The 24,890-nt window shown below is 69.3% G+C and carries 20 protein-coding genes and 1 pseudogene; 7 read left to right on the top strand and 14 right to left on the bottom strand.

Translation table 11 applies throughout. The features are described from left to right. Window positions 1-96 precede the first annotated feature (96 nt). Window positions 97-519: a YjbQ family protein gene (locus ACY0PA_RS07840; protein ID WP_473083983.1), complete on the top strand. Its 423-nt coding sequence runs from the start codon at window positions 97-99 to the stop codon at window positions 517-519. An 807-nt stretch (window positions 520-1,326) separates the two neighbouring features. Beyond that, the gene (locus ACY0PA_RS07835) at window positions 1,327-1,857 is read left to right on the top strand and encodes a hypothetical protein (protein WP_473083982.1); all 531 of its coding nucleotides are present in this window, start codon (window positions 1,327-1,329) and stop codon (window positions 1,855-1,857) included. A 1,028-nt stretch (window positions 1,858-2,885) separates the two neighbouring features. Here ACY0PA_RS07835 and ACY0PA_RS07830 read toward each other — a convergent pair. Both ACY0PA_RS07830 and ACY0PA_RS07825 read right to left on the bottom strand, forming a co-directional pair. After that, entirely contained in the window at window positions 2,886-3,224 is a 339-nt protein-coding gene (locus ACY0PA_RS07830) for a thioredoxin family protein (RefSeq protein WP_473083981.1), read from the bottom strand. 585 nt (window positions 3,225-3,809) lie between these two features. Beyond that, window positions 3,810-4,949: a PucR-like N-terminal domain-containing protein gene (locus tag ACY0PA_RS07825; RefSeq protein WP_473083980.1), complete on the bottom strand. Its 1,140-nt coding sequence runs from the start codon at window positions 4,947-4,949 to the stop codon at window positions 3,810-3,812. An 86-nt stretch (window positions 4,950-5,035) separates the two neighbouring features. Between ACY0PA_RS07825 and ACY0PA_RS07820 the strand changes: the two genes are divergently transcribed. The 3 genes from ACY0PA_RS07820 (at window position 5,036) to ACY0PA_RS07810 (ending at window position 8,264) form a co-directional block, all read left to right on the top strand. Further along, entirely contained in the window at window positions 5,036-6,091 is a 1,056-nt protein-coding gene (locus tag ACY0PA_RS07820; RefSeq protein WP_473083979.1) for a ferredoxin reductase, read from the top strand. Window positions 6,092-6,098: 7 nt separating this feature from the next. Beyond that, the gene (locus tag ACY0PA_RS07815; protein ID WP_473083978.1) at window positions 6,099-7,217 is read left to right on the top strand and encodes a fatty acid desaturase family protein; all 1,119 of its coding nucleotides are present in this window, start codon (window positions 6,099-6,101) and stop codon (window positions 7,215-7,217) included. A gap of 789 nt (window positions 7,218-8,006) precedes the next feature. After that, window positions 8,007-8,264, top strand: coding sequence for a hypothetical protein (locus tag ACY0PA_RS07810; protein ID WP_473083977.1), 258 nt, complete (start codon window positions 8,007-8,009; stop codon window positions 8,262-8,264). A gap of 143 nt (window positions 8,265-8,407) precedes the next feature. Here the strand turns inward: ACY0PA_RS07810 and ACY0PA_RS07805 are convergent, their stop codons facing one another. After that, window positions 8,408-9,100, bottom strand: a complete 693-nt coding sequence (locus ACY0PA_RS07805) for a hypothetical protein (RefSeq protein ID WP_473083976.1) — start codon at window positions 9,098-9,100, stop codon at window positions 8,408-8,410. Between ACY0PA_RS07805 and ACY0PA_RS07800 the strand changes: the two are divergent. After that, a pseudogene (locus ACY0PA_RS07800) lies at window positions 9,099-9,320 on the top strand (cupin domain-containing protein); the annotation flags it as partial. The gene ACY0PA_RS07805 and the pseudogene ACY0PA_RS07800 sit on opposite strands and share 2 nt — an antisense overlap. Before the next feature lie 271 nt (window positions 9,321-9,591). On the opposite strand, the gene ACY0PA_RS07795 reads toward ACY0PA_RS07800, so the two are convergent. From ACY0PA_RS07795 to ACY0PA_RS07770, 6 genes are all read right to left on the bottom strand, one after another. Next, the gene (locus ACY0PA_RS07795; RefSeq protein ID WP_473083975.1) at window positions 9,592-9,930 is read right to left on the bottom strand and encodes a hypothetical protein; all 339 of its coding nucleotides are present in this window, start codon (window positions 9,928-9,930) and stop codon (window positions 9,592-9,594) included. After that, on the bottom strand, window positions 9,927-10,322 hold the full coding sequence (locus ACY0PA_RS07790) for a choice-of-anchor P family protein (protein ID WP_473083974.1): 396 nt from the start codon (window positions 10,320-10,322) through the stop codon (window positions 9,927-9,929). The genes ACY0PA_RS07795 and ACY0PA_RS07790 overlap by 4 nt, the downstream gene beginning before the upstream one ends. A 26-nt stretch (window positions 10,323-10,348) precedes the next feature. Further along, window positions 10,349-11,563: a D-mannonate dehydratase ManD gene (manD, locus tag ACY0PA_RS07785; RefSeq protein ID WP_473083973.1), complete on the bottom strand. Its 1,215-nt coding sequence runs from the start codon at window positions 11,561-11,563 to the stop codon at window positions 10,349-10,351. Window positions 11,564-11,645: 82 nt separating this feature from the next. After that, window positions 11,646-13,145, bottom strand: a complete 1,500-nt coding sequence (locus ACY0PA_RS07780; protein ID WP_473083972.1) for a mannitol dehydrogenase family protein — start codon at window positions 13,143-13,145, stop codon at window positions 11,646-11,648. A gap of 2 nt (window positions 13,146-13,147) precedes the next feature. Further along, on the bottom strand, window positions 13,148-14,236 hold the full coding sequence (locus tag ACY0PA_RS07775; RefSeq protein WP_473083971.1) for an alcohol dehydrogenase catalytic domain-containing protein: 1,089 nt from the start codon (window positions 14,234-14,236) through the stop codon (window positions 13,148-13,150). A gap of 36 nt (window positions 14,237-14,272) precedes the next feature. After that, window positions 14,273-15,628, bottom strand: coding sequence for an MFS transporter (locus tag ACY0PA_RS07770; RefSeq protein ID WP_473083970.1), 1,356 nt, complete (start codon window positions 15,626-15,628; stop codon window positions 14,273-14,275). Window positions 15,629-15,830: 202 nt separating this feature from the next. Here ACY0PA_RS07770 and ACY0PA_RS07765 point away from each other — a divergent pair, with 202 nt between their 5' ends. Beyond that, entirely contained in the window at window positions 15,831-16,607 is a 777-nt protein-coding gene (locus ACY0PA_RS07765) for a GntR family transcriptional regulator (RefSeq protein WP_473083969.1), read from the top strand. A 206-nt stretch (window positions 16,608-16,813) separates the two neighbouring features. Here the strand turns inward: ACY0PA_RS07765 and ACY0PA_RS07760 are convergent, their stop codons facing one another. From ACY0PA_RS07760 to ACY0PA_RS07740, 5 genes are all read right to left on the bottom strand, one after another. Beyond that, the gene (locus ACY0PA_RS07760) at window positions 16,814-17,254 is read right to left on the bottom strand and encodes a hypothetical protein (RefSeq protein ID WP_473083968.1); all 441 of its coding nucleotides are present in this window, start codon (window positions 17,252-17,254) and stop codon (window positions 16,814-16,816) included. A gap of 15 nt (window positions 17,255-17,269) precedes the next feature. Next, the gene (locus tag ACY0PA_RS07755) at window positions 17,270-22,033 is read right to left on the bottom strand and encodes a putative T7SS-secreted protein (RefSeq protein WP_473083967.1); all 4,764 of its coding nucleotides are present in this window, start codon (window positions 22,031-22,033) and stop codon (window positions 17,270-17,272) included. Further along, the gene (locus ACY0PA_RS07750; RefSeq protein WP_473083966.1) at window positions 22,033-22,716 is read right to left on the bottom strand and encodes a hypothetical protein; all 684 of its coding nucleotides are present in this window, start codon (window positions 22,714-22,716) and stop codon (window positions 22,033-22,035) included. The genes ACY0PA_RS07755 and ACY0PA_RS07750 overlap by 1 nt, the downstream gene beginning before the upstream one ends. Continuing rightward, the gene (locus ACY0PA_RS07745) at window positions 22,713-23,309 is read right to left on the bottom strand and encodes a hypothetical protein (RefSeq protein WP_473083965.1); all 597 of its coding nucleotides are present in this window, start codon (window positions 23,307-23,309) and stop codon (window positions 22,713-22,715) included. The genes ACY0PA_RS07750 and ACY0PA_RS07745 overlap by 4 nt, the downstream gene beginning before the upstream one ends. Window positions 23,310-23,561: 252 nt before the next feature. Next, window positions 23,562-24,728 carry an NADH:flavin oxidoreductase gene (locus ACY0PA_RS07740; RefSeq protein ID WP_473083964.1) on the bottom strand — a complete coding sequence of 389 codons (1,167 nt, stop codon included), beginning with the start codon at window positions 24,726-24,728 and terminating at the stop codon, window positions 23,562-23,564. Window positions 24,729-24,890: the final 162 nt, after the last annotated feature.

Below are 24,890 nucleotides of genomic sequence, written 5' to 3'. Positions count from 1 at the left end.
CGCATGGTCAATGCCGTCTCGATGGATGGACGCGCTGTATCAGGTGACGGGCGCGGGTCGGGCGTTCATGGCGCCGGGTGAGTGAGGATGGGAGGCATGTCAGACGCCTTCGCCACGCGCATCCTGAACGTATCCACCGGCTCCGCGGAGCGGGTCGTCGACCTGACCCACGACTGCGAGACCTTCCTGAGCGAGGTCGCCGCGGGCCGCGACGGCCTGCTCAACATCTTCGTGCCGCACGCGACGGCGGGTGTGGCCGTCATCGAGACGGGCGCGGGCAGCGACGACGACCTCCTCACCGCCCTCCACTCACTGCTCCCCGCCGACGACCGCTGGCAACACCGCCACGGCTCCCCAGGCCACGGCCGCGACCACGTGCTCCCGGCCCTGGTCCCACCCCACGCCACCCTTCCAGTGATCGCCGGCACCCTGGAACTGGGTACGTGGCAGTCGGTGTGCCTGGTGGACACGAACAAGGACAACGCGGACCGTCAGGTGCGGTTGAGCTTCCTGGGGTGACCTGGGGCGGAGCAAGATCGTCCTGGGAGGGACCGTCGAATCTCCTTACGCTGCGAGCGACGAGGAGAGGCGATGCACGACACGAACCTGGATGGCGTCGAACGGCCTTATGACGGATGCGGCAAGTGCTTGCTTGGTGTGCGCCGGCTGTCCCGTATGAAGGCCGCGACTTCGTCCCCCGAGCGGCAGCGTGAGGGCGTCCTCGTAGCTGCTGCGTCGGTCGGGGCTCACATCATCGGGTGGGCCGATGACTGGGAGGTCTCGGGAGCGACCGACCCGATGACGCGACCGAAACTCGGACCGTGGTTGCGCGGAGGACGAAGTCGTCCATGCTCACCGAAAACATCCAGACGCCCAGAACCTTTCCGTCAGCCACTGCCGGCACCGACGACCCCCTGCTCCGGCTGCAGCAGGAGACGCAGCTCGGCGACGGCGTCATCCGCCTGCGCGCCACCACTCACCCGGAGGAGATCCGCATCACGGGTATCCCCGTGATGTGCTCGAACTGCGGTGCACGCCGCGACTGGATGGTCATCTGCGATCGCAGCACGATCCGCATCCGCTCGCTGCGCCCACGAGTGGGTCGAGCCCGAACTGACCCGCGCGGACTACGAGTCCATGATCGACGTCGGCGGTCGCGACCACCCGAGCCTTGAGGCGGCCGCCCAGGCCATGGGCTACGCCGGAGCCCTCGCCGGTACGTACTTCACCGAACCGCGCTCCGTGTAGCCTCCCCGGCACGAGGCCATAAGGCCCTCTGGCTGGTTGAGGAGCGATGCGCTCTAATGCCCGCACATGGAAGCAAGCGTGGCCGCGATCGTGGGTGCGGCGATAGGTTCGATGGGCGGCCTGGGCGGAACCTGGCTCTCTGTGCTGGGCCAAGGGCGCCAGCAGCGCAACCAACGGGAAGCCGAACGCGAGCGGTGGCGCGACGAGATGCGCAGGGAGACCTACAACTCCTGCATCGCAAGCGCGAAGCAACTGTCCGCAGCTTGCTGGAAGTTCTCCGACTGCGCCTGGAACGAGCACAGCACGCCCGAGGACTGGCGTTCGGCTTTCGCCGACGCTCATGACGCATGGACGAAGTTCAGCACGGCCGCCGCTGCGGTGACCGTCGCTGGCCCCCAAGCCGTGGCCGACGCAGCCGACATGCTGCGGAGCGCGATGTATGACCTCGACATGGAGGTGATGCGATGGTTCACCGCCGCACTCCACGAAGGGAACGGCCACCTGCCAGCACACGACGAGCGATTCAAACGAGCGGCGGAGGCGAAACGAGAGCCGGACCGTGCATTCCAGCACGCCGCGAGAGTGGCACTGGGAACCGAACTCCCTTGAATCACGGGCAGCACGTGTTTGTTGTAGCCTTCTCGGCCGTTCGACTTGGAGAACGAAATCAGGTCCCGGCCAAGGTGATTGGCCAGGTGAGGCGTGCCCTGGCCACGGGCAGTGCGGCGCGCGGCTCGATGACCTTCAGCAGTGTGGGGCGGACGACCGGGATCCAGTCACCGTCAGGTTCGGTGAGATCGCGAGGAGGACCTCCGTCGAGGGCAGACCCAGGCGGTCGGCCAAGTTCATCTCGCTCGGCGCCATAGGCGTCCAACTGAGGAGGGCGGCGCCGGGCCGGAGAGGAGAGTGGTCATAGGCAGAGACCCAGCGCGTGAAGATCGGAGCAGATGAGAGCCCCTCGCACGCTTGGCGGCATGGGCCCTGCACAAACACGAGCAAAGTGCCGCTCAACGAGATCGTCGAGCGGCACTTGTAGTCCCCGGAGGAAGGGCGATTCACGCCATGGACCAGCTAAGTTGCGTTCGGATGCTGGGAGACAGAACTTCCTGCTGGCCGTCTTCGGCGATGTACACAGCCCCGTACCCGAACGCGGGACGGTCCTCGATGACGCTCCCGATGCGGTGGGCGAAGGGCCAGTCGGGGTTGACCGCGATGAATGGCGTCACTGGACGACGCGAGCTGTCAGCTCTTTGCAGAGCCGTACGACTCTGACGGCTTCTACCTGATGGTACAAGCGCCGAAACCCGGCGACGATGACTCTTCGTGGGAGATCGAACTCGGGCGCTGGGAGCCGGACGACCCCGACGAGGAATACGGAGAACACACCAGCGCAATGGGCAGCTCCGTGAACTCTGTGCTCCTCCGGTTGCACCGACCGGTGACGAGATTGCGCTCTTGCTGAAGCTCGTGGATGAGAAGCCGCTGCAGCTGGGTCAGTGGGCCGCGGCACCGGTGGGAACGGCACTCGATGGCGTTATGTGGCCTGTGGGGGTGTCTCAGCCCCAAGGTGTCTCAGGCGGCGCAGCTCCCATGGACGAGACGTGACGGGCGTCGCGGCCACGTGCCGCAGCGGCCGCTCAGAGGTGGTCGTCCAGGAACTTCCGTACCTCGGCGATGGTCATAGGCCCCGTGCCGTGCGCCACCGCCTCTCCCTCCTTCAGCAGGACGTAGGACGGGGCTCCGGTGATCCCGTATCGCTCGGTTGCGGCCGGACAACGCGTGATGTCGGCGCGGACGGCCGTCAGGCGGCCCGTGTAGTCGTCGGCGATGCCACCCACGACGAGGTCCATCACCCGGCAGGGCTCGATTGCCTTGGGCCATGTCCCGGTGAAGTATGCGAGGACCGGAACTGCGCTCATCCCGAGGATGAAATTGAACTCCGCGTCCTCACGGGGTCGGTGAACCCGATTCGCCATGGAAGCTCCTGACCTCACGTTCCGTCATTCCATCCCCATCATCCCTCGCGCGGTGTGCCAGGCCGGCCCGGTCGGTCGTCCGGTTGACCTGCCGGAAGGGAGGCTCGGGGCCGTCGCAGAACCACGGGGTCCCCGGCGCGAGCGGCCCGGCCCCCCGCCCCTGGTGACCCGACCTGGCCCCCGCCCCTGGTGACCCGACCTGGCCGCCCCGCCGGTCACCCAGCTGCAGCCCGCCGCGCGCCCGTGGGTCAGTTCGTGCCAGGACAGCGCCCTCCACGACGACATGAAAGCCGTTTCCAGGGCATAGCCGCATAGATCGCCGACCAGATGCTCGATGAGCGCGTCGACGAGCAGGCCGGTGCGCATCGTCCACCGGACAGTCGAGCCGTATCCGCCACCGCGCTTCTCAGAGACAGCGCCCCCGACGGGCTTCCCGAGGCCTTGTCTGGTCTTCACATCAACCCCCGGGTCTCAGCTGGCTCATACCGCTCTTCCCCGGGCCGCATGAGCCAGCTGATGGCACCGAGAACGAGGTACGAATCCTGGACCGCTCGCGGACGCGGTCGTGGACGGTCGAAGTACGCGTCAGCTGACCCGAAGACCGACCGCCAGCGTCAGTTCAAGGACCCGGTCTGGCGATGCGAGATCCGGAAACAGCTCCCGCAGCTGCGACATCCGGTACCGGACTGTCTGGGGATGGACGAACAACGCCGCCGCCACCTCGTCCCGCCTGCCCTGGTGCAGCAGCCACGCCCGCAACGTCTCCTCCAGCCGCCGTGCGGTCGCGACAGGCAAGGTCCGCAACGGTGCGAGGGCTCGGGCACGCAGGTCTGCGAACGCGTCCGCGTCGGCGCTCAGCACCAGCTCGGGCAGGTGGTCCTCGGTGTCGCGGATATCGGAGGAGAGGGAGCGCGCGCGTGCGGCCCGTGCGTACGAGGCGGACGCACGAGCCCATGGCCGGGCCGGGCCGACCACGGCGGTGCGGTCGGTCAGCTGCCGCAAGAGATGTGATCGGTCGGCGTCGGGGACGAGCAGCACACCGGTGGCGTCCGGCAGATCGTCGAGGACGAGGGTGCTCGGGTCGAGCGCGCGGTAGGCAGGCCGGGCCTGGGCGGCGGGCAGCAGGACCGCGGTCAGCGAAACCGGAGGCTGCCACCCGGCCCGTTGAGCAGAGACAAGCAGCACATCCGGGCTCGCGTCGGCGAGGAGGTCGCGGGCCAGGTGTTCCAGGTGGCGCTCGTGGGCCCTGCCCCGGGCGGCCAGTTCGTCGGCGTGGCCCGCGGCGCTCGCGGCGGAGAGCTCGTCGATGTAGGCGAAGGTCAGCTCGGCGAACTTGGCGACCTCGGCGGCGGGCAGACCTGCGGGTACGGCACCCGCTGCCAGGCATCGCCAGGCCACGCGGGCGCCGACGCGGTAGGCGCTGAGCAGGGCGTCCATCGAACGGCCGTCGCGCACCTCGCCGCGTCCCAGCTCGTAGGCCGCGTCACCGGCGTCGCCGCCCGTGGCGTTCCCGCTCGCGAGGTCCAGGTAGTGCCCCAGGGCGGTGCGGACGGCTCGGCGGATGGTGCCGCCCATGCTGCCCGAAAGGGCGTTGGCGTAGGGAGGGACCTCGTCGATGATCGCCTGGACGACCTCGTCGGCGGTGGCCCTCAGCGCGGCCCGAAGTGCGGTGACCGTCGTCTCATCCAAGGCCAGTTCGCTGGCCCTCCGGACTGCATGGCTCATGTTTTGTTCCCTACGAACAATTCAGCCGACCAGATTTACGTCCTGTGGTCAGGACTTTACGCCCTGAGGCGCAGCAAGCTGGAGTCATGACGAGTACAGCCCTCCGCAGCAGGGCGTGGAAACTGCTGGAGATGGTCACGACGCCGCTGCTGCCGTCGGACTACCTCGACCTGGTCAGCCCGCTGCGTGCGGGCGCTGACCTGCGTGGGCGCATTGAGGCCGTGCACCCCGAGACGGGTGACGCCGCGACCATCGTGATCAGGCCGGGACGGGGCTGGCGCGGCCACACAGCCGGTCAGTACGTGCGGATCGGGGTCGACGTCGACGGGGTGCGCCTGTGGCGTGCCTACTCGGTCACCTCGCCGACAGACCGCCAGGACGGCCGCGTCACGATCACCGTGAAGGCGATCCCGGACGGCAAGGTCAGCAACCACCTGGTCCGCAGGGCGAAACCGGGCACGCTGATCCAGCTCGACCAGCCGACCGGTGACTTCGTGCTGCCGCAGGCCAAGCCCGCCAAGGTGCTCTACCTGACGGCCGGCAGCGGCATCACGCCCGTGATGGGCATGCTGCGCGACACCGAGTTCGACGACGTCGTCATGGTCCACTGCGCGCCACAGCCGCAAGACGTGATCTTCCGCAACGAACTGCACGACCTGGTCGCGGACAAGAAGCTGCGGCTCACCGAGGTGCACACCGACACAGACGGCATGCTCGACATCGCCCGTCTCGACGAACTCGTGCCCGACTGGGCCGAGCGCGAGACCTGGGCCTGCGGGCCCGCGGGCCTGCTCGACGCCGCCGAAAAGCACTGGAGCGAACACGGCGTCCAAGAGCGCCTGCACACCGAACGCTTCCGCCCCAGCATCGTCGCCGCCGGCGACGGCGGTGAGGTCACGTTCAGCACCACCGGCAGGACCGTCGACGCGGACGGCGCCACGCCGTTGCTGGACGTCGGCGAGGAGGCCGGCGTGCTCATGCCGTCCGGGTGCCGCATGGGCATCTGCTTCGGCTGCGTCACGCCGCTCAAGGCGGGCGCCGTCCGCGACCTGCGCACCGGCGAGATCACCGAGGCCGAGCCGGGCGTCCTCATCCAGACCTGCGTGTCCGCCGCGGCGGGCCCCTGCGACATCGAACGGTAGGAACACCTTGACCGCCATCGACCCCACGGCCCACCTGACCGCGGAGCAGATCGAGGAGCTCGGCCGCGAGCTGGACGCGATCCGCGACGAGGTGATCGCCGGCCGCGGCGAGAAAGACGCCGCCTACATCCGTAAGGTCATCTCGGCGCAGCGCAAGCTCGAGCTGGTCAGCAGGGGCGTGCTGCTGTTCTCGATCTTCCCGCCCGCGTGGCTGATCGGCACCGCCGGGCTGTCCGTGGCGAAGATCATGGACAACATGGAGATCGGCCACAACATCCTGCACGGCCAGTGGGACTGGATGCGAGACCCGAAGATCCACTCCACCACCTGGGAGTGGGATCACGTCTCGCCGTCCCAGCAGTGGAAGCACTCGCACAACGAGCTGCACCACACGTACACCAACGTGATCGGCAAGGACAACGACCTCGGCTACGGCATCATGCGCGTCGACGAGGACCAGAAGTGGCACCGCTTCCACCTCGGCCAGCCGCTGTGGAACTTCCTCAACGCCTGCTTCTTCGAGTACGGCATCGCAGCGTACGACCTGGAGCTCGGCAAGAACCTGCACAAGCGCCGCCGCAAGGACCCGGAGTTCCGCGCGCGGGCCAAGGCCGTGGGCCGCAAGATCCGCAAGCAGGTGCTCAAGGACTACGTGATCCACCCGCTGCTGTCGGGCCCGTCGTTCCTCCCCACGCTCGCCGCCACGTTCACCGCGAACCTGGTCCGCAACATCTGGACCCACTCGGTGATCATGTGCGGGCACTTCCCCGAGGGCGTGCAGGTCTTCGAGCGCCGGTCGATCAAGGGCGAGACGCGCGGCCAGTGGTACCTGCGCCAGATGATGGGCTCGGCGAACATCAGCGGCAGCAAGGCCATGCACTTCATGACTGGCAACCTCTCGCACCAGATCGAGCACCACCTGTTCCCGGACCTGCCGAGCAACCGGTACGCCGAGGTCGCGGTGAAGGTGCGCGCGCTGTTCGAGAAGTACGAGCTGGAGTACGTCACCGGGCCGCTGCCCAAGCAGGTGTTCTCCGCGTGGCACAAGGTCTTCCGCCTCTCGCTGCCGAACAAGAAGCCCAAGGTCAAGACGCCGGACCGCGAGCAGGAGCTCGTCGCGGCCTGATTCCCGGTATTGATTCAGATCTTTCGGCCGTACCGGCGGCGCCGCTGGGGCTTCCGACCACACCGTGCCGAACTGCCGGACCTCTCCTCCCCAGTTCGACGTGAGCCGGACTGGCTGTGGTCTCTCGAGTTGCTGACGGGAGCTGATCTCGCTCACCGCGCTGAGTCGATCTTCGCCGAATGGGTCAGCTTGTGGACCAGCGCGGTCGATTCCAGTTGACCAGCTCCGGTCAGCTTGGGTCTCTGGGGCAAGCACCGCTTCACCAGGAACCTCTCAAAGAGCTGTGGGTCTGTCACCTCTCCTCTGTTGGTCTGTCACTGCACACGTATGGGGCCGCAGTGTGGCCGTGCAACCGATAGACCATCTCGTCTGGCGCCGACAGCATGCGCGAACTGCGCCAGGCCGCATCGAACGGCGTACCAGGGTGCGCGCGTTGCAGGCGGCGTGCACGCCAGCTGGTGACGGGGTCGAGAATCAGCCGCCACAGCGTCAGTTTCACTTCGCTCACCCTGTGCTGCGCAGGTGAGGCTGTCCGGCCAACGAGGTTCCCTCTGCTGGCTCTGCCTCTTGGGTGAGAGCGGCGAGGGCGTCGTGCAGCACTAGGAGTGCTCGGTTCTGCATCTCGGCGCCAGTGAAACCGCGTCCTACGAGTTCCCATTGCTCCAGGAGTGGGCGCCACCATTCCTCAGATGCGGCCACTGATCGGGCCACGCGTTGCCAGTCTGCTACCTGCCTGGGTTCTAGGGGAACAGTGCTTCGCTCGATGCGATCCAAGAGCAGAAGGGAGGGGTGTTCGTACAGTTCCTCCCTGAGGAAGCGCAGTCGGCGCACCCGTTCCTCGTCTTCCTGTCGTTGCGTCAGGATCTGGTGGGAAGCTGCCGTCAAACGCAGGTCGGCGCGGACGCGCATGAGGCGGTAGTGGGCCGTGTGGAAACGGCGCGGCTCGCCCAGCATGGCGTTCACTGTGTCCTGCGCAGTCTGCACGTCGGTGGCCGGTTGGCGTACCAGGACGTTCGCAGCATCGGTGACGGTGCGTTCCCGTACTAACTCCTCGAGGTTCGGCCGAGTGCGCCAGGTCGGCCTCCAGGCGATGGTGAACGTGGCCTCGAACGACACTCCTTCGGTGGCGCTCGGTAGCTGCCGTGGAACTGGGCAGCGAGTGGTTCGCGTGGCCGGGCGCCAAAACCACCTCACGCCCGGTCCTCCGTTTCCTCGATGCTGATCAAGGGACGGAGCCGCTTGTCCACGAGATGCTCGTAGCAATCCGCCCCGGCGTTTTCCCCAGTGGCTGTACGAACGTCCTTGAGCGCCTGCATCAGGTCCATGAATGCCTGGAACATCCGATGTCCGCGCAGTACGGGAACGAGTCGGGCGACCACCTCGTCGTAGGCGCTCTCATCGGTGGCAGACGCCGCGATCCACGACGAGAGACGGGGGATGACGTCCGGCGCGGTGCTCATGTCGCCGAGAAGGTCCCCGAGGGCGCGGTCCACATCGATGCCTAGGCTTTCGCCATGCGTCAGCAGGTGAGGGAGCGGTTCCTGAGGGGTCGACATCAGGGCCAGGAAAGCAAGGGCACCGGCTCGGCTGCTTGCCTTTGCCTCCTGCCAAGCCTGTACCTCCTCAGCCAGTCGTTCGATGCCGTCAGGCCGTCCGGACAGTTCGGTGAACACCTCCAGAACAGCGTTCCTGGTGTCGTCCGCAGGCGAAGTGTGAACAACGCGGCGCAGTCGAACCATGGCCATCTTGGCCATCGAGGCGCTTGCCGCCTGGTCGCTTAGGACGCGTTGGCAGATCGCGACGACCGAACCGGCGAACTCCTGGGTGCCCGCCCAGCGGTACAGAGTGCCCCATGCTCGCTGGCCGATGTGTTCGTCGCGCACGGCTCGGAGCGGCACCCGCGACGGCACGCTCCTCGAGGCCCACCCCGGCGAGACCGTCTCCTGCCCGCCGGGCGAGGAGCACTGGCACGGCGCCGCACCCGACCGGTTCATGGAGCACATCGCCATGTGGGAAGGCACCGGCGACGACGTCCCCGAGACGGTGTGGGCCGAGCCCGTCACCGACCAGCAGTACAACGGCCCCCGCAGCCGCAATCGGTAGGGGGCAGCCAGACGGCTCCCCAACGGCCCCACATAGCAAATCAGTCCCGGTGCTGGTTCCTCAGTACCGGGACCGACCCGGTGTCCAGAGGGAAGAGGGGGAGCGGCCGTGCGTAGTTCGCGGCTACGCCGACGGCTGTCTGGACGTCCGTCGGAGCCTGCACCCGCGCTCGCCGGTCGCCGTACTCGATCGGCTGTTGCGCGCTCGCGCCACGACGGCCGGTCCGAGCGGAGTGGCTGCGGATTGAGCCGACACTCGTGAGTGCGTGTTCTCAGAGATCGACCGGCGACGCGTATTCGCCGAGCCGGGGCTGGACCCGGGTCAGCAGGCGTTCCTCCAGGACGGTTGCGTAGAGGGCCGCTTGCGTGGTGGCGGGGTGGTTCGGCGGCCAGATCCCGCGGCGGAAGACGCAGCGACGGCCACGGAAGAGCACCACCGCGGTGGCGGCGACGACCACGGTGTCCGCGGCATCGGACACGGATTCGCCGGTGAGTGACTCGAACTCGCCGCCCCGCCGGTCGCAGAGATCCAGCACAGCCCGGCGGGCGGACCGCAGGAACACGTCCGTGTACTCCTGCGGCCCGCCCCAGTCGGCGTGCTCGTCAGTCACCGCAGTTGTGCATCGTGGCTGTAGGTCGAGGCCAGGACTACCTGACCACCGCCGGCGGGATGGACGAGGCGGACGCCGTTGACCTTGAGACCGGCATCGGAGCCGGTCGAGGGGAGCTGTTCGTTCACGATGAGCCGGCCACCTACGACGAGCGGGATCTCCGTATTCGGATTACCCGACACCGTAACGGGAACTCCCGCGATCTTCAGGGTGAGCGTGGTGCTGCCCGTGGTTCCGCCGCACTCGCTGCTGGACGTCGTGGTGAGCCCGGACACCTCGACGACCGGCACACCGGGCAGCCCGATGCGGGCCTGCGGAGTACTTCGGCCTGCCCCGTCCGACGTGACTCCCGTCGAGCGTCTGTCCCGGCTCGTAGGCCGCCGAGGCGCCACGGCGGGCAGCTGCCCTGGCCCTCGCCTCACCAGTCGTGCACGGATCCGTCCCGCAGCCTGTTCACCGGCAGGTACTTGCGCTCGTACGGGAAGCGCTCGGCGGCCTTCTCGTCGAACTCGACGCCGATGCCGGGGCGGTCGCCGGGGTGCATCAGGCCGTCCTCGAACGTCCAGGACGTCTCGAACACCTCCTCGTAGCCCGGGAGATGGGCCATGTACTCCTGCATGCCGAAGTTCGGGATCGACAGGTCGACGTGGAGCGCGGCCGCGAGCGACGCGGGGGAGAGGTCGCCCGCGCCGTGCGAGCCGGAGCGGACCCCGTACAGCTCGGCGAGCGAGAAGATCTTGCGCAGGTGCGTGATGCCGCCGGCGTGCGAGACGGAGGTGCGGATGTAGTCGACGAGGCGGTTGGTGATCAGGTGCTGGCAGTCCCAGATCGAGTTGAAGATCTCGCCGACCGCGAGCGGTGTCGTGGTGTGCTGCCGGATGAGGCGGAAGGCCTCCTGGTCCTCGGCCGGGGTGGGGTCCTCGATCCAGAACAGGCGGTAGGGCTCGAGGGACTTGCCCAGGCGGCCCGCCTCGATGGGGGTGAGCCGGTGGTGCACGTCGTGCAGCAGGTGGAAGCCGTAGCCGAACCGCTCGCGGACGGCGGACATGTAGGTCGGCACGAAGTCCAGGTAGGCGCCGGTGTCCCAGACTTCCTCGGTGGGCAGCGCCCCGTCGGCCGGCTCGTAGGTGTCGCCGTCGCCCTTGCGCATGCCGTACACCCGCTCCAGACCGGGCACCGCCGCCTGTGCGCGCACCGCGCGGAAGCCCTTGTCGAGGAAACGCTGTACGTCGTCGAGGAGTTCGGGGACCGTGTTGCCGCTGGCGTGGCCGTATACGGTGACGCCGTCGCGGGCCGCGCCGCCCAGCAGCTGGTACACGGGCAGGCCCGCGACCTTGCCCTTGATGTCCCACAGAGCGACGTCGACGGCGGCTATGGCCGTCATGGTGACCGGGCCGCGCCGCCAGTAGGCGCCCTTGTACAGGTACTGCCACAGCTGCTCGATGCGGGCCGGGTCCTTGCCGATCAGGGTGGGGCAGACGTGGTCGCGCAGGTAGGAGGCGACGGACAGCTCGCGGCCGTTGAGGGTGGCGTCGCCGATGCCGGTGACACCGTCCGAGGTGGTGATCTTCAGGGTGACGTAGTTGCGGCCGGGGCAGGTGACGAAGACCTCGGCCGAGGTGATGGTGGCCATAGGGTGCCGTTCTTCTCGATGGGGGAGCGCGGGGCAGGGGGAGGTACCGGCCGGCGCACGGGTCCGGCGGCCGGTACCTGGATCAGGTGCGCGCGGAACGCAGGGCGGCCTTCATGCCGTGCACGGCCAGCGTGTGCGCGAACTCGCCGACCGCATCGCCGAGTTCGGGGTGCTGGGCGACCTCCGGCGGCAGCAGGCCGCCTTCGCGGAGCAGCAGGCGGGCCGCGTCGGCGGGACCGCTCGCACGGGCCGCGAGCTCGGCCAGGCGCGAGCGGGCACCGTCGTGGACCGTGCCGAGCGCACGCTCGTCGTATGCGGCGTCGGCCGTGATGACGCGCACGTACGCGGCGAGGCCGAGAGCGAGGACGCGGGGGACGCGCCCCGCCACCAGCGACTCGGCGAGCACCCCCGCCCAGCGGACCGGGATCTTCAGGGAACCGTCGGATCCGACCTGCGCGGTGCGGTGGCCGAGCGCCGGATTGGCGAACCGGTCGAGGAGTTCGGTGACGTAGGCCTTGCCCGGCATTCCCTCGGGCTCCGGGATCGTCGGCAGGATCTCCTCGCGCATCGCGAACTCCACGGCACCGCCGAGGAGTTCGTCCGTCACCGCCTGGTCGATGCAGCGGTGTCCGCGCAGCAGGCCGAGGTAGGCGAGGAGCGAGTGGGCGCCGTTGAGGAGCCGCAGTTTCATCAGTTCGTACGGGGCGACATCGTCCGTGAACAGTGCGCCCGCGTGCTCCCACGCCGGGCGTCCGGCGCGGAAGTCGTCCTCCATGACCCACAGCCGGTACGGCTCGGCGGGCACCGGCACCGAGTCGCGGACGCCGAAGGCGCGGGCGACCAGGTCACGGTGCTCGTCGGTGGTGGCGGGCGCGATCCGGTCGACCATGGTGTTCGGCGTGGTGAGCGAGCTCGCGACGTAGGTCTGCAGCTCGGGGCGTTCCGCGGCGGGCAGCGCGGCGACGAACTCGTCGATGAGGGCGCGCAGTCGGTGCCCGTTGTCCATGAGGTTGTCGCAGCTGAGCACGGCGACCGGCGCCCCGTCGGTGCGGGCCCGGTGCTGGAGCCCGCGCACGATCAGGCCGAGGGTGGTGCGGGGCGTGCCGCCCGCGAGGTCGGCGCGGACCAGCGGGTCGTCGAGGTCGAGGCGGCCGTCGGCGCCGAAGGTGTACCCCTTCTCGGTCACCGTGAGGGAGACGATGCGTGTGGTGGGGCTGCCGATCGCGGCGACGACCTCGGTGCCTTGTCCGTCGGCGACGAGGCCCGGATGGTGCACCCCGGGCACGGTCGCGGCGACGCCCGCGTCGCGGCGCAGGGTGAGGACCGTGTAGAGCTGGTCCTGTTCCGCCATGCCGGTCAGTACAGGGCGCGGACCTCGGGCCGCGCTCGTCGAGACACCGGTGATGCCCCAGGGGCCGGGGCTGTGGCGCAGGGCGTCGGCCGTGTGGACAGCCTGGTGGGCGCGGTGGAAGTTGCCCATGCCGAGGTGGACGATGCCAGGTTCGGGGGTGGGCGGAGGCAGCTTCAGGCCTGCCACGGGGAGCGCGGTACGGGACAGGCGGGGCCGGATGCGCAAGGTCATCGTCAGACCTCCCGCGCCGGCTCGACCAGGACCTTCATCTGCGACGGGTCGGTCAGCGCGACCTCGAGCGCCTCGGCCGCCCGCTCCAACGGGAAGGCGGAGGTGACCAGTTCAGCCAGCTGGACACGGCCCGCCAACGCGGCCGCCGCCGCGAAGTCCCCTGCCCCGTACCGGAACGACGTCACAAGGGACAGTTCCTGACGCTGCATCCACGCCAGCGGCAGCTCGGTCAGCGGCCGGCCCGGATTGCCGACCACCACAGCGGTGCCGCCGGGACGCAGCGCGCGGATCCCCGACACCAGGGCGGGCCCCACGCCGGAGCAGTCGAACACGGCGTCGTAGCCGTCCGGCGAGGCGAGCGCGTGGGACCGCTCCGGATCGGGCGCGAGGCCGGCGGCGTCCACCGTGTGCAGGCCGAGCCGCGCCGCGAACTCCCGCCGCTCGGCTGCCACATCGGACACCGTCACGGACCCGGCGCCGACGGCCGCCGCGACCTGCGCGACCAGCACACCGATCGGCCCCGCCCCCGTGACCAGCACACGGTGACCGGGGGCGAGCGCGGCGCGGCGCACCGCGTGCACGGCGACGGCGAGCGGCTCGATCAGCGCGCCGAGCCGGACGTCCGTCGACGCGGGCAGCGGATGCACGAAGTCCCGCGGCACGCACACGTACTCGGCGAGCGCGCCGTCGGTCGGCGGTGAACCGAAACAGGTGCCCTTCGGGCAGAGGTTGTAGCGCCCGGCCCGGCACAGCGCGCACGTGCCGCACGGGTGCGCGGGCTCGATCGCCACGGCCGTGCCGTGGGGCAGATCGTCGGCGCCCGCGCCGTGGCCGACGACCACGCCGGCCGGCTCGTGGCCGAGGACGGTCGGCTGCCGCAGGACGTTCGGGCCGTTCTCGCCGTGGGCGTAGTAGTGCAGGTCGGACCCGCAGAGTCCGACGGCACGGACGGCGACCAGGACCTGGCCCGGACCGGGCTCGGGCACCGGGCGGTCCTCGACGCGCACGTCCTTGGGACCGTGCAGCACGGCGGCGCGATGCATGGACTCGACGGGCTCGACCGACTGGGCCGACTCGACCGACTTGGCCACGGGGCGTCCCTTTCTCTCGTACGGGGATGGAGCGGGCTAGCGCACCGGCAGCGGTTCGACGCGCTTGATGACGAACGCGTAGGTGAGGGCGCCGACGACGGACAGGGCGCCGGACACCAGGAGCGGCACCAGGTACGAGCCTCCGGAGGACGCCAGCAGGAATCCGGTGACGATCGGGCCGAGGATCCCCGCCACGTTCGAGGCGAAGTTCTGGATACCGGCAAGCGAGGCGACATGCCCGGCGGTCGGCGCCACGTCGGCGGGCAGCGACGCGACGGACGCGGTGGAGAAGGTCAGCGAGGCGTAGCTGAGGGAGAGCAGCGCGAGGGCGCCGGACGCGGTCGGCACGACGACGGCGAGCGCGATCACGGACGAGCACAGCGTGCCGGAGACCAGGCAGGTCTTGCGGACCTTGGTGGTGGACCAGCCCTTGCGGAGCAGCCGGTCGGCGGTGAAGCCGCCGAGCAGCGACCCGAAGATGGCGACCAGACCCGGGACCGTACCGAAGAAGCCCAGCTTGAGGAGGTCGAAGCCGCGCTCGTCGACGAGGTAGCTGGGGAACCAGGTGATGAAGAAGTAGATGACGTAGTTGAGGCAGAAGAAGCCGAGCATCATGCCCCAGACCGTCCGGTAGCGGAACAGGTCCCGCCAGCGCACCTTGGGCGCGTCCGCCTCCTGCGCGGGTGTCTCGTCGGTGTGAGCGCCGCCCGCCTCGATGTAGGCGCGCTCCTCGGCGGTCAGCTTCGGGTGGTCGGCGGGCTCGTGGTAGAGCCGCCACCAGCCGATGATCCACAGGAAGCCGAGCAGGCCGCAGGCGATGAACGCGACCCGCCAGTGGAACACGGAGACCAGCATCGTCACCAGCGGCAGTGCGATGGCGGTGCCGACGCGCGCGCCGTTGTCCCAGACGCTGTTGGCGAGGGTTCGTTCGTGACGGGGGAACCAGCGGGAGACGGCCTTCGCGGGTGCGGGATAGCCGGCGGCCTCACCGGCGCCGAGCAGCATCCGGGCGCCGACGAGCGAGCCGACGCCGCGGACCAGGCCCATCCCGACGGTGGCGAGCGACCACCAGATGGCGCCGATCGCGAAGACCCGCTTCACGCCGTATTTGTCCAGGAGCGCCCCGGCGGGCAGTTGGCACAGCGCGTACGTGATGAAGAAGGCACTGAGGATGAAGCCCTGCGTCTCGGGACCGATGTGCAGGTCGTGCGACATGGACGGCAGCGCGACGCTGAGCGTGGAGCGGTCCAGGTAGTTGACCGCGAGGCCGCCGAAGCACAGGACGGCTATGCCCCAGCGGACGTTGTTTCCCCGGCCGCGCGGGCGGGCGGGGAGTGAGGTGCCGGGCGGGGCAGCCGACGCCTCACTCTCGGTGACGGAGCGGGTGGTCATCGTTGACCTCCGGTCGAGGGGACGTGCGGATGTGACGGTAGGCGGTTCGCGAGACCGGGCACAGGAGTGTCCACAGCGGGGACAGGGACACGGCGCGGCCAGGGGTTCCGTTGACCTCCGCGTCATTTTCTACCCCTGTCCGCACTTACATACAAGCCTTGTATGTAAGTATCCTCGCAGCTGAGGTGAGAAAGTGAGCGTCATGGCAGCTCAGCGGCGGGAAACGGGACAGACGCGACGGACCGAGGCGGAGGCACCGCGTCCGCGCGAGTCGGTCCGGACTCGGGTGCACGCCCTGCTGCGGGCGCGGATCACCTCCCTCGCGCTCCTGCCGGGCGCGCCCCTGTCGGAGAACGAGCTGGCCGGGGAGCTGGACGTCAGCCGCACCCCGGTACGCGAGGCGCTGATCCTGCTGGGCGAGGAGTCGCTGGTCGACGTCTTCCCCAAGCTCGGTACGTTCGTCTCGCGGATCAGCGTCGACGCCGTCCTGGAAGCCCAGTTCATGCGGGAGGCGCTCGAACTGGCGGCGCTGCGCGAGGCGGTGAAGAAGTCCGGCGCGCAGGACTTCACGGCGCTGCGCGCCATCCTCGACGCACAGCGGGCCGCGCTGAAGGCGGGGGACGCGGACGTGTTCTTCGAGCAGGACGAGGCCTTCCACCGCCGCCTGATGGAGGCGAGCGGCCACCGCACGCTGTGGCGCACGGTGGCGACCGCCAAGGCGCACCTCGACCGGGCCCGCCGGCTGAGTCTGCCGCTGCCGCACCGGATCGAGACGCTGATCGACGAGCACACCACGGTGGTCGACGCCCTGGAACGGCGGGACGGGGCGCGCGCCGAGGACGCGCTGCGCGGACACCTTCAGGGCGTCTTCGACGACATCGGAACGATCCGGGCGAGCCATCCGGAGCTGTTCGCGGATCCGCATGAGCAGCCGGGCGCCCCGCCCCGCCCGCGAGTCCACCCCGGGCTGCGCGCCTGACGTCACTCACCCCGGGGGCGGCTCGTGTGCCGGTCGAGGGCCGAGCAGCAGATCCGGCGGCTCCCGTTTACGGCCGGGATACGTGACAGATCGCTCGCAATCGGTGACCCGAGACAAAAGGGCCTGATCCTCAATGAGAATCAGGCCCTTGACCTGGTGTTTCAGGACGGGGGTGGAAGGCCGACGCCTCGGTCGTGGGAGGCGCGTCAGTCGTCCTCGTCGTCCGCCCGCGGGTATGCCTCGTCGATGACCCAGTGTTCCCCGCCCTCGGTGGAGATCGCGCAGAGCCGGGACCCGTCCGGTGAGCGGGTGAGGAACTCGATGCCGCCGGAGGGATCCGCGAGCCGGGAGAGGTCGGTGCCGGCGGTGAGGGAGACGCGGAGCCAGCCCTGGCTCATGCCGGCGGCCGTGAGGAAGGCGCCGTCGGGTGTGACAATGCCCCGTCGGCGGGCCGTCGACAGCCACAGGTCCTGCGCCCGGCGCAGGGCATCGTCGTCCCGCTTCGGCACCCGGGCCCACGGCACGGTGTCGATGTGCGCCGTCACCCGGAAGGCTTCGGTGACCGTCGGGCTCGTCCCGTCGTCAAGGAAACCCCCGACATCCAGCCCGGCTTGACGGAAGCGATCCGTGATGTCCTCGTTGTTCACTGTGGTCCCTGTCGGTCAGTTGTTCTTGTGGAAGAAGTGGTGGTCTCCACCCGGTTTGTCCAACGCGCGATAGCGTTCCATCGTGCTGTAGCCCTCTCGCGTGTTGTCCCAGCCGAAGTTGACGAGGTCTCGGCTCCGGTCCGCCTCGGTGAAGCCCTTGGGTGCCCCGGCGTGGAAGTGGGGTCCCGCCGGATCGTGAGTGTGCTCGACGACCACTCTGGAGCCGTCCGGGGTCTCGAACTGCCGGAAGTTGCCCCAGTGGGTGGGGTCCTTCGAGTAGACGTGCCCGGGCATGTGCTTGAGAGTCTTGTCCCCCATGACCACCCATTCCGCGTCCGGGGCGGCCCCGTAGGGGACGCCGGCCACCTCGAAGGCCGCCCTCTCGGCGTCCTCCCGGCGCTCGAAGGGGTTGGAATGCTCGCCCTTGGGTGGACACTCCGGCGCGAGCCCGAGCGGGTCCGACCAGGTATGCGGGTTGTCCACATAAGCGGACGGGTTGGGTGCGGGAGTCAGGCCGAGCGGATCGGGTGAGACATAGCGTGCCGTCTCGGGGTCGTAATGGCGGAAGTAGTTGTAGTGCAGGCCGGATTCCGGGTCGAAGTACTGGCCGGGGAAACGGAGCGGCGTATACGTGCTGCTGTCACTCGCCCAGGCCGTCGTGCCCCACACGGTGCTGCGCCGGCGCCACGCGATGTCCCCGGACTCGTCCATGAGCTCCGTGGGAGTGCCGACGAGGTCGGTGACGATGGCGAAGAACCGTGAGTCGACCTCCTGCCGGGTCATCGCGCGCCCCTCGCCCGGTGACCCGGGTGCCAGCACCCGCTCGGTCTGGGTGATGGGCCGTTGGCCGGCGTGGTCCCAGGTGAGGGCGACCGGTCGGGGCAGCTCCGGCGACATCGTCACCTGCTCGCAAAGGTTCGTGCCGTCCCACGTGAACACGGTGCGCTCGATGGCGGTCTCGCCGTCGGGTGCCAGACAGGTCTTCGCGCTGCGTCGCCCCAACGCGTCGTACGTGTACCGCCACTGCCTGCCATCAGGGGTGACCGTGGAGACGAGTCGGTCCTCGGGGTCCCACTCGTAGCGCCAGACCTCTGTCGAGCCCGAGAGGCGGCGCTTGCGGCGCACGGTGACACGGCCCAGCGCGTCGTGCTCGTAGTGAACACGTCCTGCCCGGGTGAGTCGGGTTCCTGAGTACGAGCGCGCGCCGGTGGCCGCATGGCCCGGATGCTCGTCCGGCCAGGAGGCGGCGGTCAGATTACCTGCGAGATCGTAGGCGTACGACTCCGACCAGCCGTTGCCCTCGACGCCGGTCACGCGGCCGATCACGTCCAGCTCGAACCGCCGGGTGCCGGACACGAGGTCCTCGACGCCCAGCAGGTGGCCGTCCGCGCGGTAGGTGTACGCGCGGCGCTGGACGCATCGGCCCTCGCCCGACGCGATGACAGACTGGGTGGTGAGGCGGCCGAGCTCGTCGAAAGAGTTGGTCAGTGCGAGGGAGGTCCCGACGCGGCGACCGATCTCGTGGCCGGCGGAGTCGTACGCGAAGCCCACATCACGCCCCGCGGTCGTCAGCTGTACGCTGCGCCCTGCCACGTCGTAGGACCAGGCGGACTCGGCGCCGCTGGGTGTGATCCGCCCGGTCCGCCTCCCCAACTCGTCGTAGGAATAGCTCAGTACGCGACCGTCGACCGTCTCGGAACGCACGCGCCCGAAGCGGTCCCGCAGGATGGCGATCGAGCTGTCCGGCCCGTCGGACCGGGCGAGCCGGCCGGTGAGATCGTAGGCGAAGGTGGTGGCTCCCGCGGAGGTTTCCTTCCGCACGACCCTGCCGAGCTCGTCGTAGACGTAACGCACCGTATGGCCAAGGGCGTTGGTCCGGGCTGTCATGCGCCCGGCGGCGTCGTGCTCGTACTGGACGCTACGTCCGTCGAAGTCGGTCTGCCGGACCAGCCACCCGGCGCTGTCGTACTCATAACTCCAAGTGAAACCCTGCGGGTTGGTGACCTTTGTGAGGCGCAGTTCCGAGTCGTGCGTGAACGTGTACTGCGCTCCGTCCGGCGTCGTGCGCGTGGCCGCCAGGTCGAAGTGCGTGTAGGTGCTTCGCGTCACGTTGCCGACGGCGTCGGTGTGGGCGGTGCAGTTGCCCTCCCCGTCGTACGACCACGTCTCGGTGCTGCCGTCGGGAGCGGTACGGCTGGCGAGCCGGCCCTCGGTGTTCCATTCCAGGCGGGTCGTCGCCCCGAGCGGGTCCCTGACGGCAACAGGCCGACCGAAGGCATCACGTTCGTACGTGGTGGTCGAACCCAGCGGATCCGTGACCTCGACCGGAAGGCCTGCGCGATCACAGCGAATGGTCGTGGTGGCGCCGAGCGGGTCGACCACGGAGGTGAGGCGGCCCGCCACGTCGTAGGTGAAGTGCGTCGTCCCACCGGCAGGGGTCGTGGCAGTCAGGCGGTTGCCGCGCTCGTCATAGGACTGGCGCCACGTCGTGCCGTCGGGACCGGTCACCTTTACCGGCAGGCCGAGCTGGTTGTACTCGGCGCGGGCCTCGCGCCCGTCGGCGCGCACCACGTGGATGAGGTTGCCCGCTTCGTCGTACCGGAACGTGGTGATGTTTCCGAGTGGATCGGTGCGGGACAAGAGCCGGTCGAAGCGGTCACGTCGGTAGTGGGTGGTGGCTCCGAGCGGGTCCGTCTCGGCGATCACACGGTGCGAGGCATCGACGAGGAATCGCCGCGTGTGGCCCTCGCCGGTCGTCGTCGTGGTGACGCGGTGCCCCGTGCGCGGGTCAGGCTCTGAATAGGCCAGGCGAAGAGCCATATGGCCTTCCGCTCCGCCTTCGGCTACGCAACGGTCCCGGTCGTCGTACTCATAGGTGTACGAGCCGTCGTTGGTGTCGGTCCAGGAGGTGATGCGGCCGCGCTCGTCGTAGCTGAAGCGCAGCGGGAGCCCGGAGGAGTTGACGACCTCGGTGAGATGGCCCTCGTCCGAGTAGCCGTACCTCTTGATCTCCAGATTCCCGCGGTCGCCGGCGGCGTCGGCCAGCGCCAGAGCACGGACCCGTCCGTCGGAAACGGTGCACACCAGCTGGTGGCCTCCGCTGGAGGTGATGGTCAGCGGCGTGCCCTCGGAGTTGTACTCAAAGGTGATCCAGTTGCCGTTGCGGTCATCGATCTGCTCGATCACTGCCGATCGCTCGCCCCGGTCGGCGAAGTGCCAGACGCGCCCGGTGCCCGGATCGCTGACCGTGTAACCGCTGTCGACCCGGTTCAGTGGGCGGCGGGGGCCATGCGAGGGCAGTACGGGCACCCCGGGAGCGGGATGGGGATACACGAGCAGGAGACCCTCCTCGGTGACGAAGACCACCCCTTGCGCGTCGATCTCCAGGCGCTGGTCCAGCGTCGACGACCAGGAAGGCCCGAACCAACGGCCGAGCTCGTACCCGGACTCGGCGCGACGCGTGAAGGCGAGCGGCAGCGCTCCCGGCAGCTCGACATCGGTCTGGGGCAGATACATGAGCCCCGTGGCGAGGTCGACCGGGTCGGTGCCATTGCATTTCTTCTGCCCGTCGGGCTCCGCGTGGCGCTCGGCATCGCGCGTGGCGCGCCGTACGCCTGTCTCCGCGCCTTCTTCCATTCCCTTCTTGAGCCCCAGGCGCAGGCCCCCGCGGGCGAGTCCGGCGCCCTTGGTGCCGATGAGCTCAGGAAGGAGGCGCCCCACGAACTCGGAGGGGTCCTTCTTGAAGCCGTCGACGGCGGCGGTGACGATGCGTTCGGGGTGGGCGGCGGTGGAGACGAGGCCGGAGAGCGTCATGGAGACGTTCTGCATGTACGCGGCCGGGTGCGTGAGGTTGTAGGGGTCGGTGGGGTTCAGGCCGCGGGCGAAGTTGAGCAGGCCCGCAGTGCCTTTGAGGGCGCCGCCGACGACGTGGGTGAGTTCGGTGTTGTACGCCTGGTAGCCGTCGACGAGGTCGTTGCCGAGGCGGTCGAGCGGCGGCGGCTCGGCGGGAGCGTGCGCGAGGGCCGCCTTGACCTTGCCCTGGGCGTCGGAGGCCGCGGTGTTGCGCTGCTTGCGCGCCTCGGTGAGCGTCTCGTGGGCCTTTTTGATGTCGGCCTTGCCGGGATCCTGGAACGGCTCTGGCTTCGCGCCGGGGTCCTCGTTCGCCTTGATCTTGGCGTTATAGGCGTCGACCTTCTTGTTGTACGCGTCGGCCGCGTCCTTCGACGCCTGCTGCCCCTTCTTGTACAGCTCGACGGCTTCCTTGGCCTTGCCCTGCGCCCACTTGACCGTATCGGCGTACGCGTCCAGCGCGCCGGAAGCCTTGTCGCAGGCGTCGGAGGCCTGGGCCCACTTGGTGGGGTGCACGCCGAACTTCTTGCGGAACGCGTCACCGCCCTCGCCCGCCCACCCGGACGAGTCGACCTTCTTCATCCCCTGCGAGACATGGTCGAACGCGGTGTGGAAGTCCTTGAGATGCTTCGAGGACTCGCGGATCTTGTCCGGGTTGCCGTGGACGAGCTCGTTGGCCTCCTCGGTCTGTCCGAGCTGCTGCTCGCCGGGCGTGGCACCGAGATCCGAGGCGATGTCGTCGCCCCAGTCCTCCACCGCGTCGGCCGCCCCGCGCAGGCCCACGTAGTCGAGACCGTCGCCGATCTTGTTCGTCGCGTAGTCGACGCCCTCGCCGACCTTCTTCTTGCCCTCGTCGATGAGATCCTCACCGACCGAAAGCCCTTTGTTGATACCGCCCTTGACGCCGTCGACGATGTCGCCGAGCCCCATCAGCCCTCGCCCCCGCCCTGCTGCTGTCCGGCGGCCTTGGCCCGCTCCTCGGGGGACGGGCCGAAGGTGTCGTCGAGCATCTGGTCGTACTCGTCGTCGGAGACCCCGGCAGCGTTGTGCAGGTTCTCCGGGTTGAGGCCCGCGGGGCCCAGCGTGTGCGACGTCATGACGTCTCGGCCCGCGTCCTTCCAGCCCTGGCCGCTGTTGGCGAGTGCCTGGTCGAAGGACTCCTTGCTGTAGTCCACGCCGCCGTACGCGCCCGACGTGGCGATGTCCTTCCAGCCCTTCTGGGTGACCTCTTCCTCGGTGGCGTACGGGTTGCCGATCGCGGAGTTCGCGACGACCTTGAACGATCCCTCGACGTACTGCTCGGTCTCGTAATAGGTGCCGGCGGACAGGCCCGTCTTCACCGCGAATCCGTTGCCCTCGTTCACCAGCGAGCGCACGCCCCACTCCCAGCGCTCGCAGAACGACTTGAACTCCCCGGTCAGCCCTTCGTGCCCCAACTCCAGGCCGGACAGGGCGATGTCTCCGAAGCCGCGCCCGGCCCCGGCCTCACCGACCATGCCGAGCTCCTTCAGCTCGGCCAGAGCCTCGGTCAGGCCCTTGGCGATCAGATCCAGGCCGCCTGTCTTGAGGTCCTGGCCGCCGCCCGCGCCGCCACCGCCTCCGTCGCCGGTCATGAGCTGCCCCTCTCGCCCTCGTCACGGTCGACCGCCGCCTCGTCCGGTACGATGCCCCGCACCGGCGGAAACACCATGCCGTCCGGCCCGTCCGCACAGTCAAGTGCTACCCCGCACGGCACTCCGGCCGCGGGTACTGCCACGTCCAGCAGCTTTGCGCCCAGAACCGTCCGGTAAGTCCACTCGCGTGCGAACTCGCCCCGGGCCTGCGCATACCGGGCCAGTGCCTGCTCGTCGGAGAAGGCGAGGATGAAGCGGATACCGTTGAAGTCCGCGGTCAGCAGTCCCGGTTCGCCGTCCGGGCCGCCCTCGTCGCCGAGCGGGACCAGTACCGCCGTCCGCCGGAACTCGCCCAGCAACGCGGCGAACGCCCGCCTGCGTGCCTCCACTTCGGGATCGTCGGCCACCGGATCCGCGACGACGGGCTCTGCGCTCCGGACGACCTGTTGCGGATCCGGCTGCGGGGGCGAAGGCGGGGGTGAGGGCGTCACCGGCGCTTCGGCGGCAGGCGCGCCGCTCATCTCCGCGTAGTCGGCGAGACGTGACCTTGGTGTCTGCGGCGGTTCGTCCACCGCGCCCCCGTACTCAGACATACCGTGCATCATCACAAGCGCACGTCGCTTGCCGCAACGCATCTGCGTCACACCCCTGTCACAGCATCCTCCGACCGGCCCGAGCGGGCACGGTCGCTGAGCGGTCCGAGCACGTGACGCCGAGTCAGCAGGGCGACGGGTTGTCCCAATGGAGTCCCGCTGACGCGAGCAAGGACAAACCGGGGCGCCAGGCCGATTTGTCCTTGCTCGTGTGAGGGCGCCGTGGAGGACGGCCGCGGGACTGGGCAGGCCCTAGCTCAGGGTCTTGAGCGCCGTTTCCGCGTCATACGGCTTCAGCTCGTCGAAACGGCCCTCCAGCACCTTCGCCGCCCACTCCGGGTCCTGGAGCAGGGCGCGGCCGACGGCGACCATGTCGAACTCGTCGCGCTCCAGGCGGTCGAGGAGGTCGTCGATGCCCTTGACCGCGGAGCCCTCGCCCATGAAGGCGCGGATGAAGTCGCCGTCGAGGCCGACGGAGCCGACCGTGATGGTGGGCTTGCCGGTGAGCTTCTTGGTCCAGCCCGCCAGGTTCAGGTCCGAGCCGTCGAACTCCGGGTTCCAGTAGCGGCGGGTGGAGGCGTGGAACGCGTCGACGCCGGCCGCGGTGAGCGGGTTGAGGATCGCCTCGAGCTCCTGAGGGGTCTCGGCGAGCCGCGCCTCGTAGGCCTCCTGCTTCCACTGCGAGTAGCGGAAGATCACCGGGAATCCGGGGGAGACGTTCTCGCGGATGGCGGCGACGATCTCGGCGGCGAACTTCGTGCGGGCCACGGCGTCGCCGCCGTAGCCGTCGGTACGGCGGTTGGTGCCGGCCCAGAGGAACTGGTCGAGCAGGTAGCCGTGGGCGCCGTGCACCTCCACGCCGTCGAAGCCGATGCGCTCGGCGTCCTTGGCGGCCTGCGCGAACGCGCCGATGACGTCGTCCAGGTCGCCCTGGGTCATCGCCTTGCCCGTGCCCTCGGTGCCGTCGATGCGAAGGCCCGAGGGGCCGACGGCCGGTGCCTCGGCGAAGGGCGGCTTGCCCGGCTGGCGCACCATGCCGATGTGCCAGAGCTGTGGCACGATCGTGCCGCCCGCCGCGTGCACGTCCTCGGCGACCTTCGCCCAACCGGCCAGCTGCTCCTCGCCGTGGAAGCGCGGCACCCGGTCGCTCTCGCCGGCCGAGTCGTGGCCGACGTAGGTCCCCTCGGTGACGATCAGGCCCACGCCCGCGGCGGCGCGGCGCGAGTAGTAGGACCGAACGTCCTCGCCCGGTACACCGTTCGGCGAGAACATGCGCGTCATGGGCGCCATCGTGATGCGGTTGGGGACTTTCAGGCCGTTCAGCGCGATCGGGCGCGACAGGATCTCGGCAGCGCGGGAAACGGGCGACGCGGCGTCAGTCACAGAGTGCTCCTCATAGGTACCAGACGGTATGTGCATAAGCATGCAATCCGCGTGTGCCAACCGTTCCGGCCTCCAGGGCATTCCGCAGGCCGGCCTCGTCCTCATGTGATCCATGCCACGGCTTGGGGCCTATGGGTGGCCGGCGCCGGTGTTGAGGGATGTCGAGGCGAGTTGCTGCTCGTGGCCCCCCGGGCCGGA

Source organism: Streptomyces sp. DS1-CR2 (genome assembly GCF_055760475.1).
The sequence above is the reverse complement of the archived record's forward strand: the minus strand, read 5'-3'. Positions and strand labels throughout refer to the sequence as shown.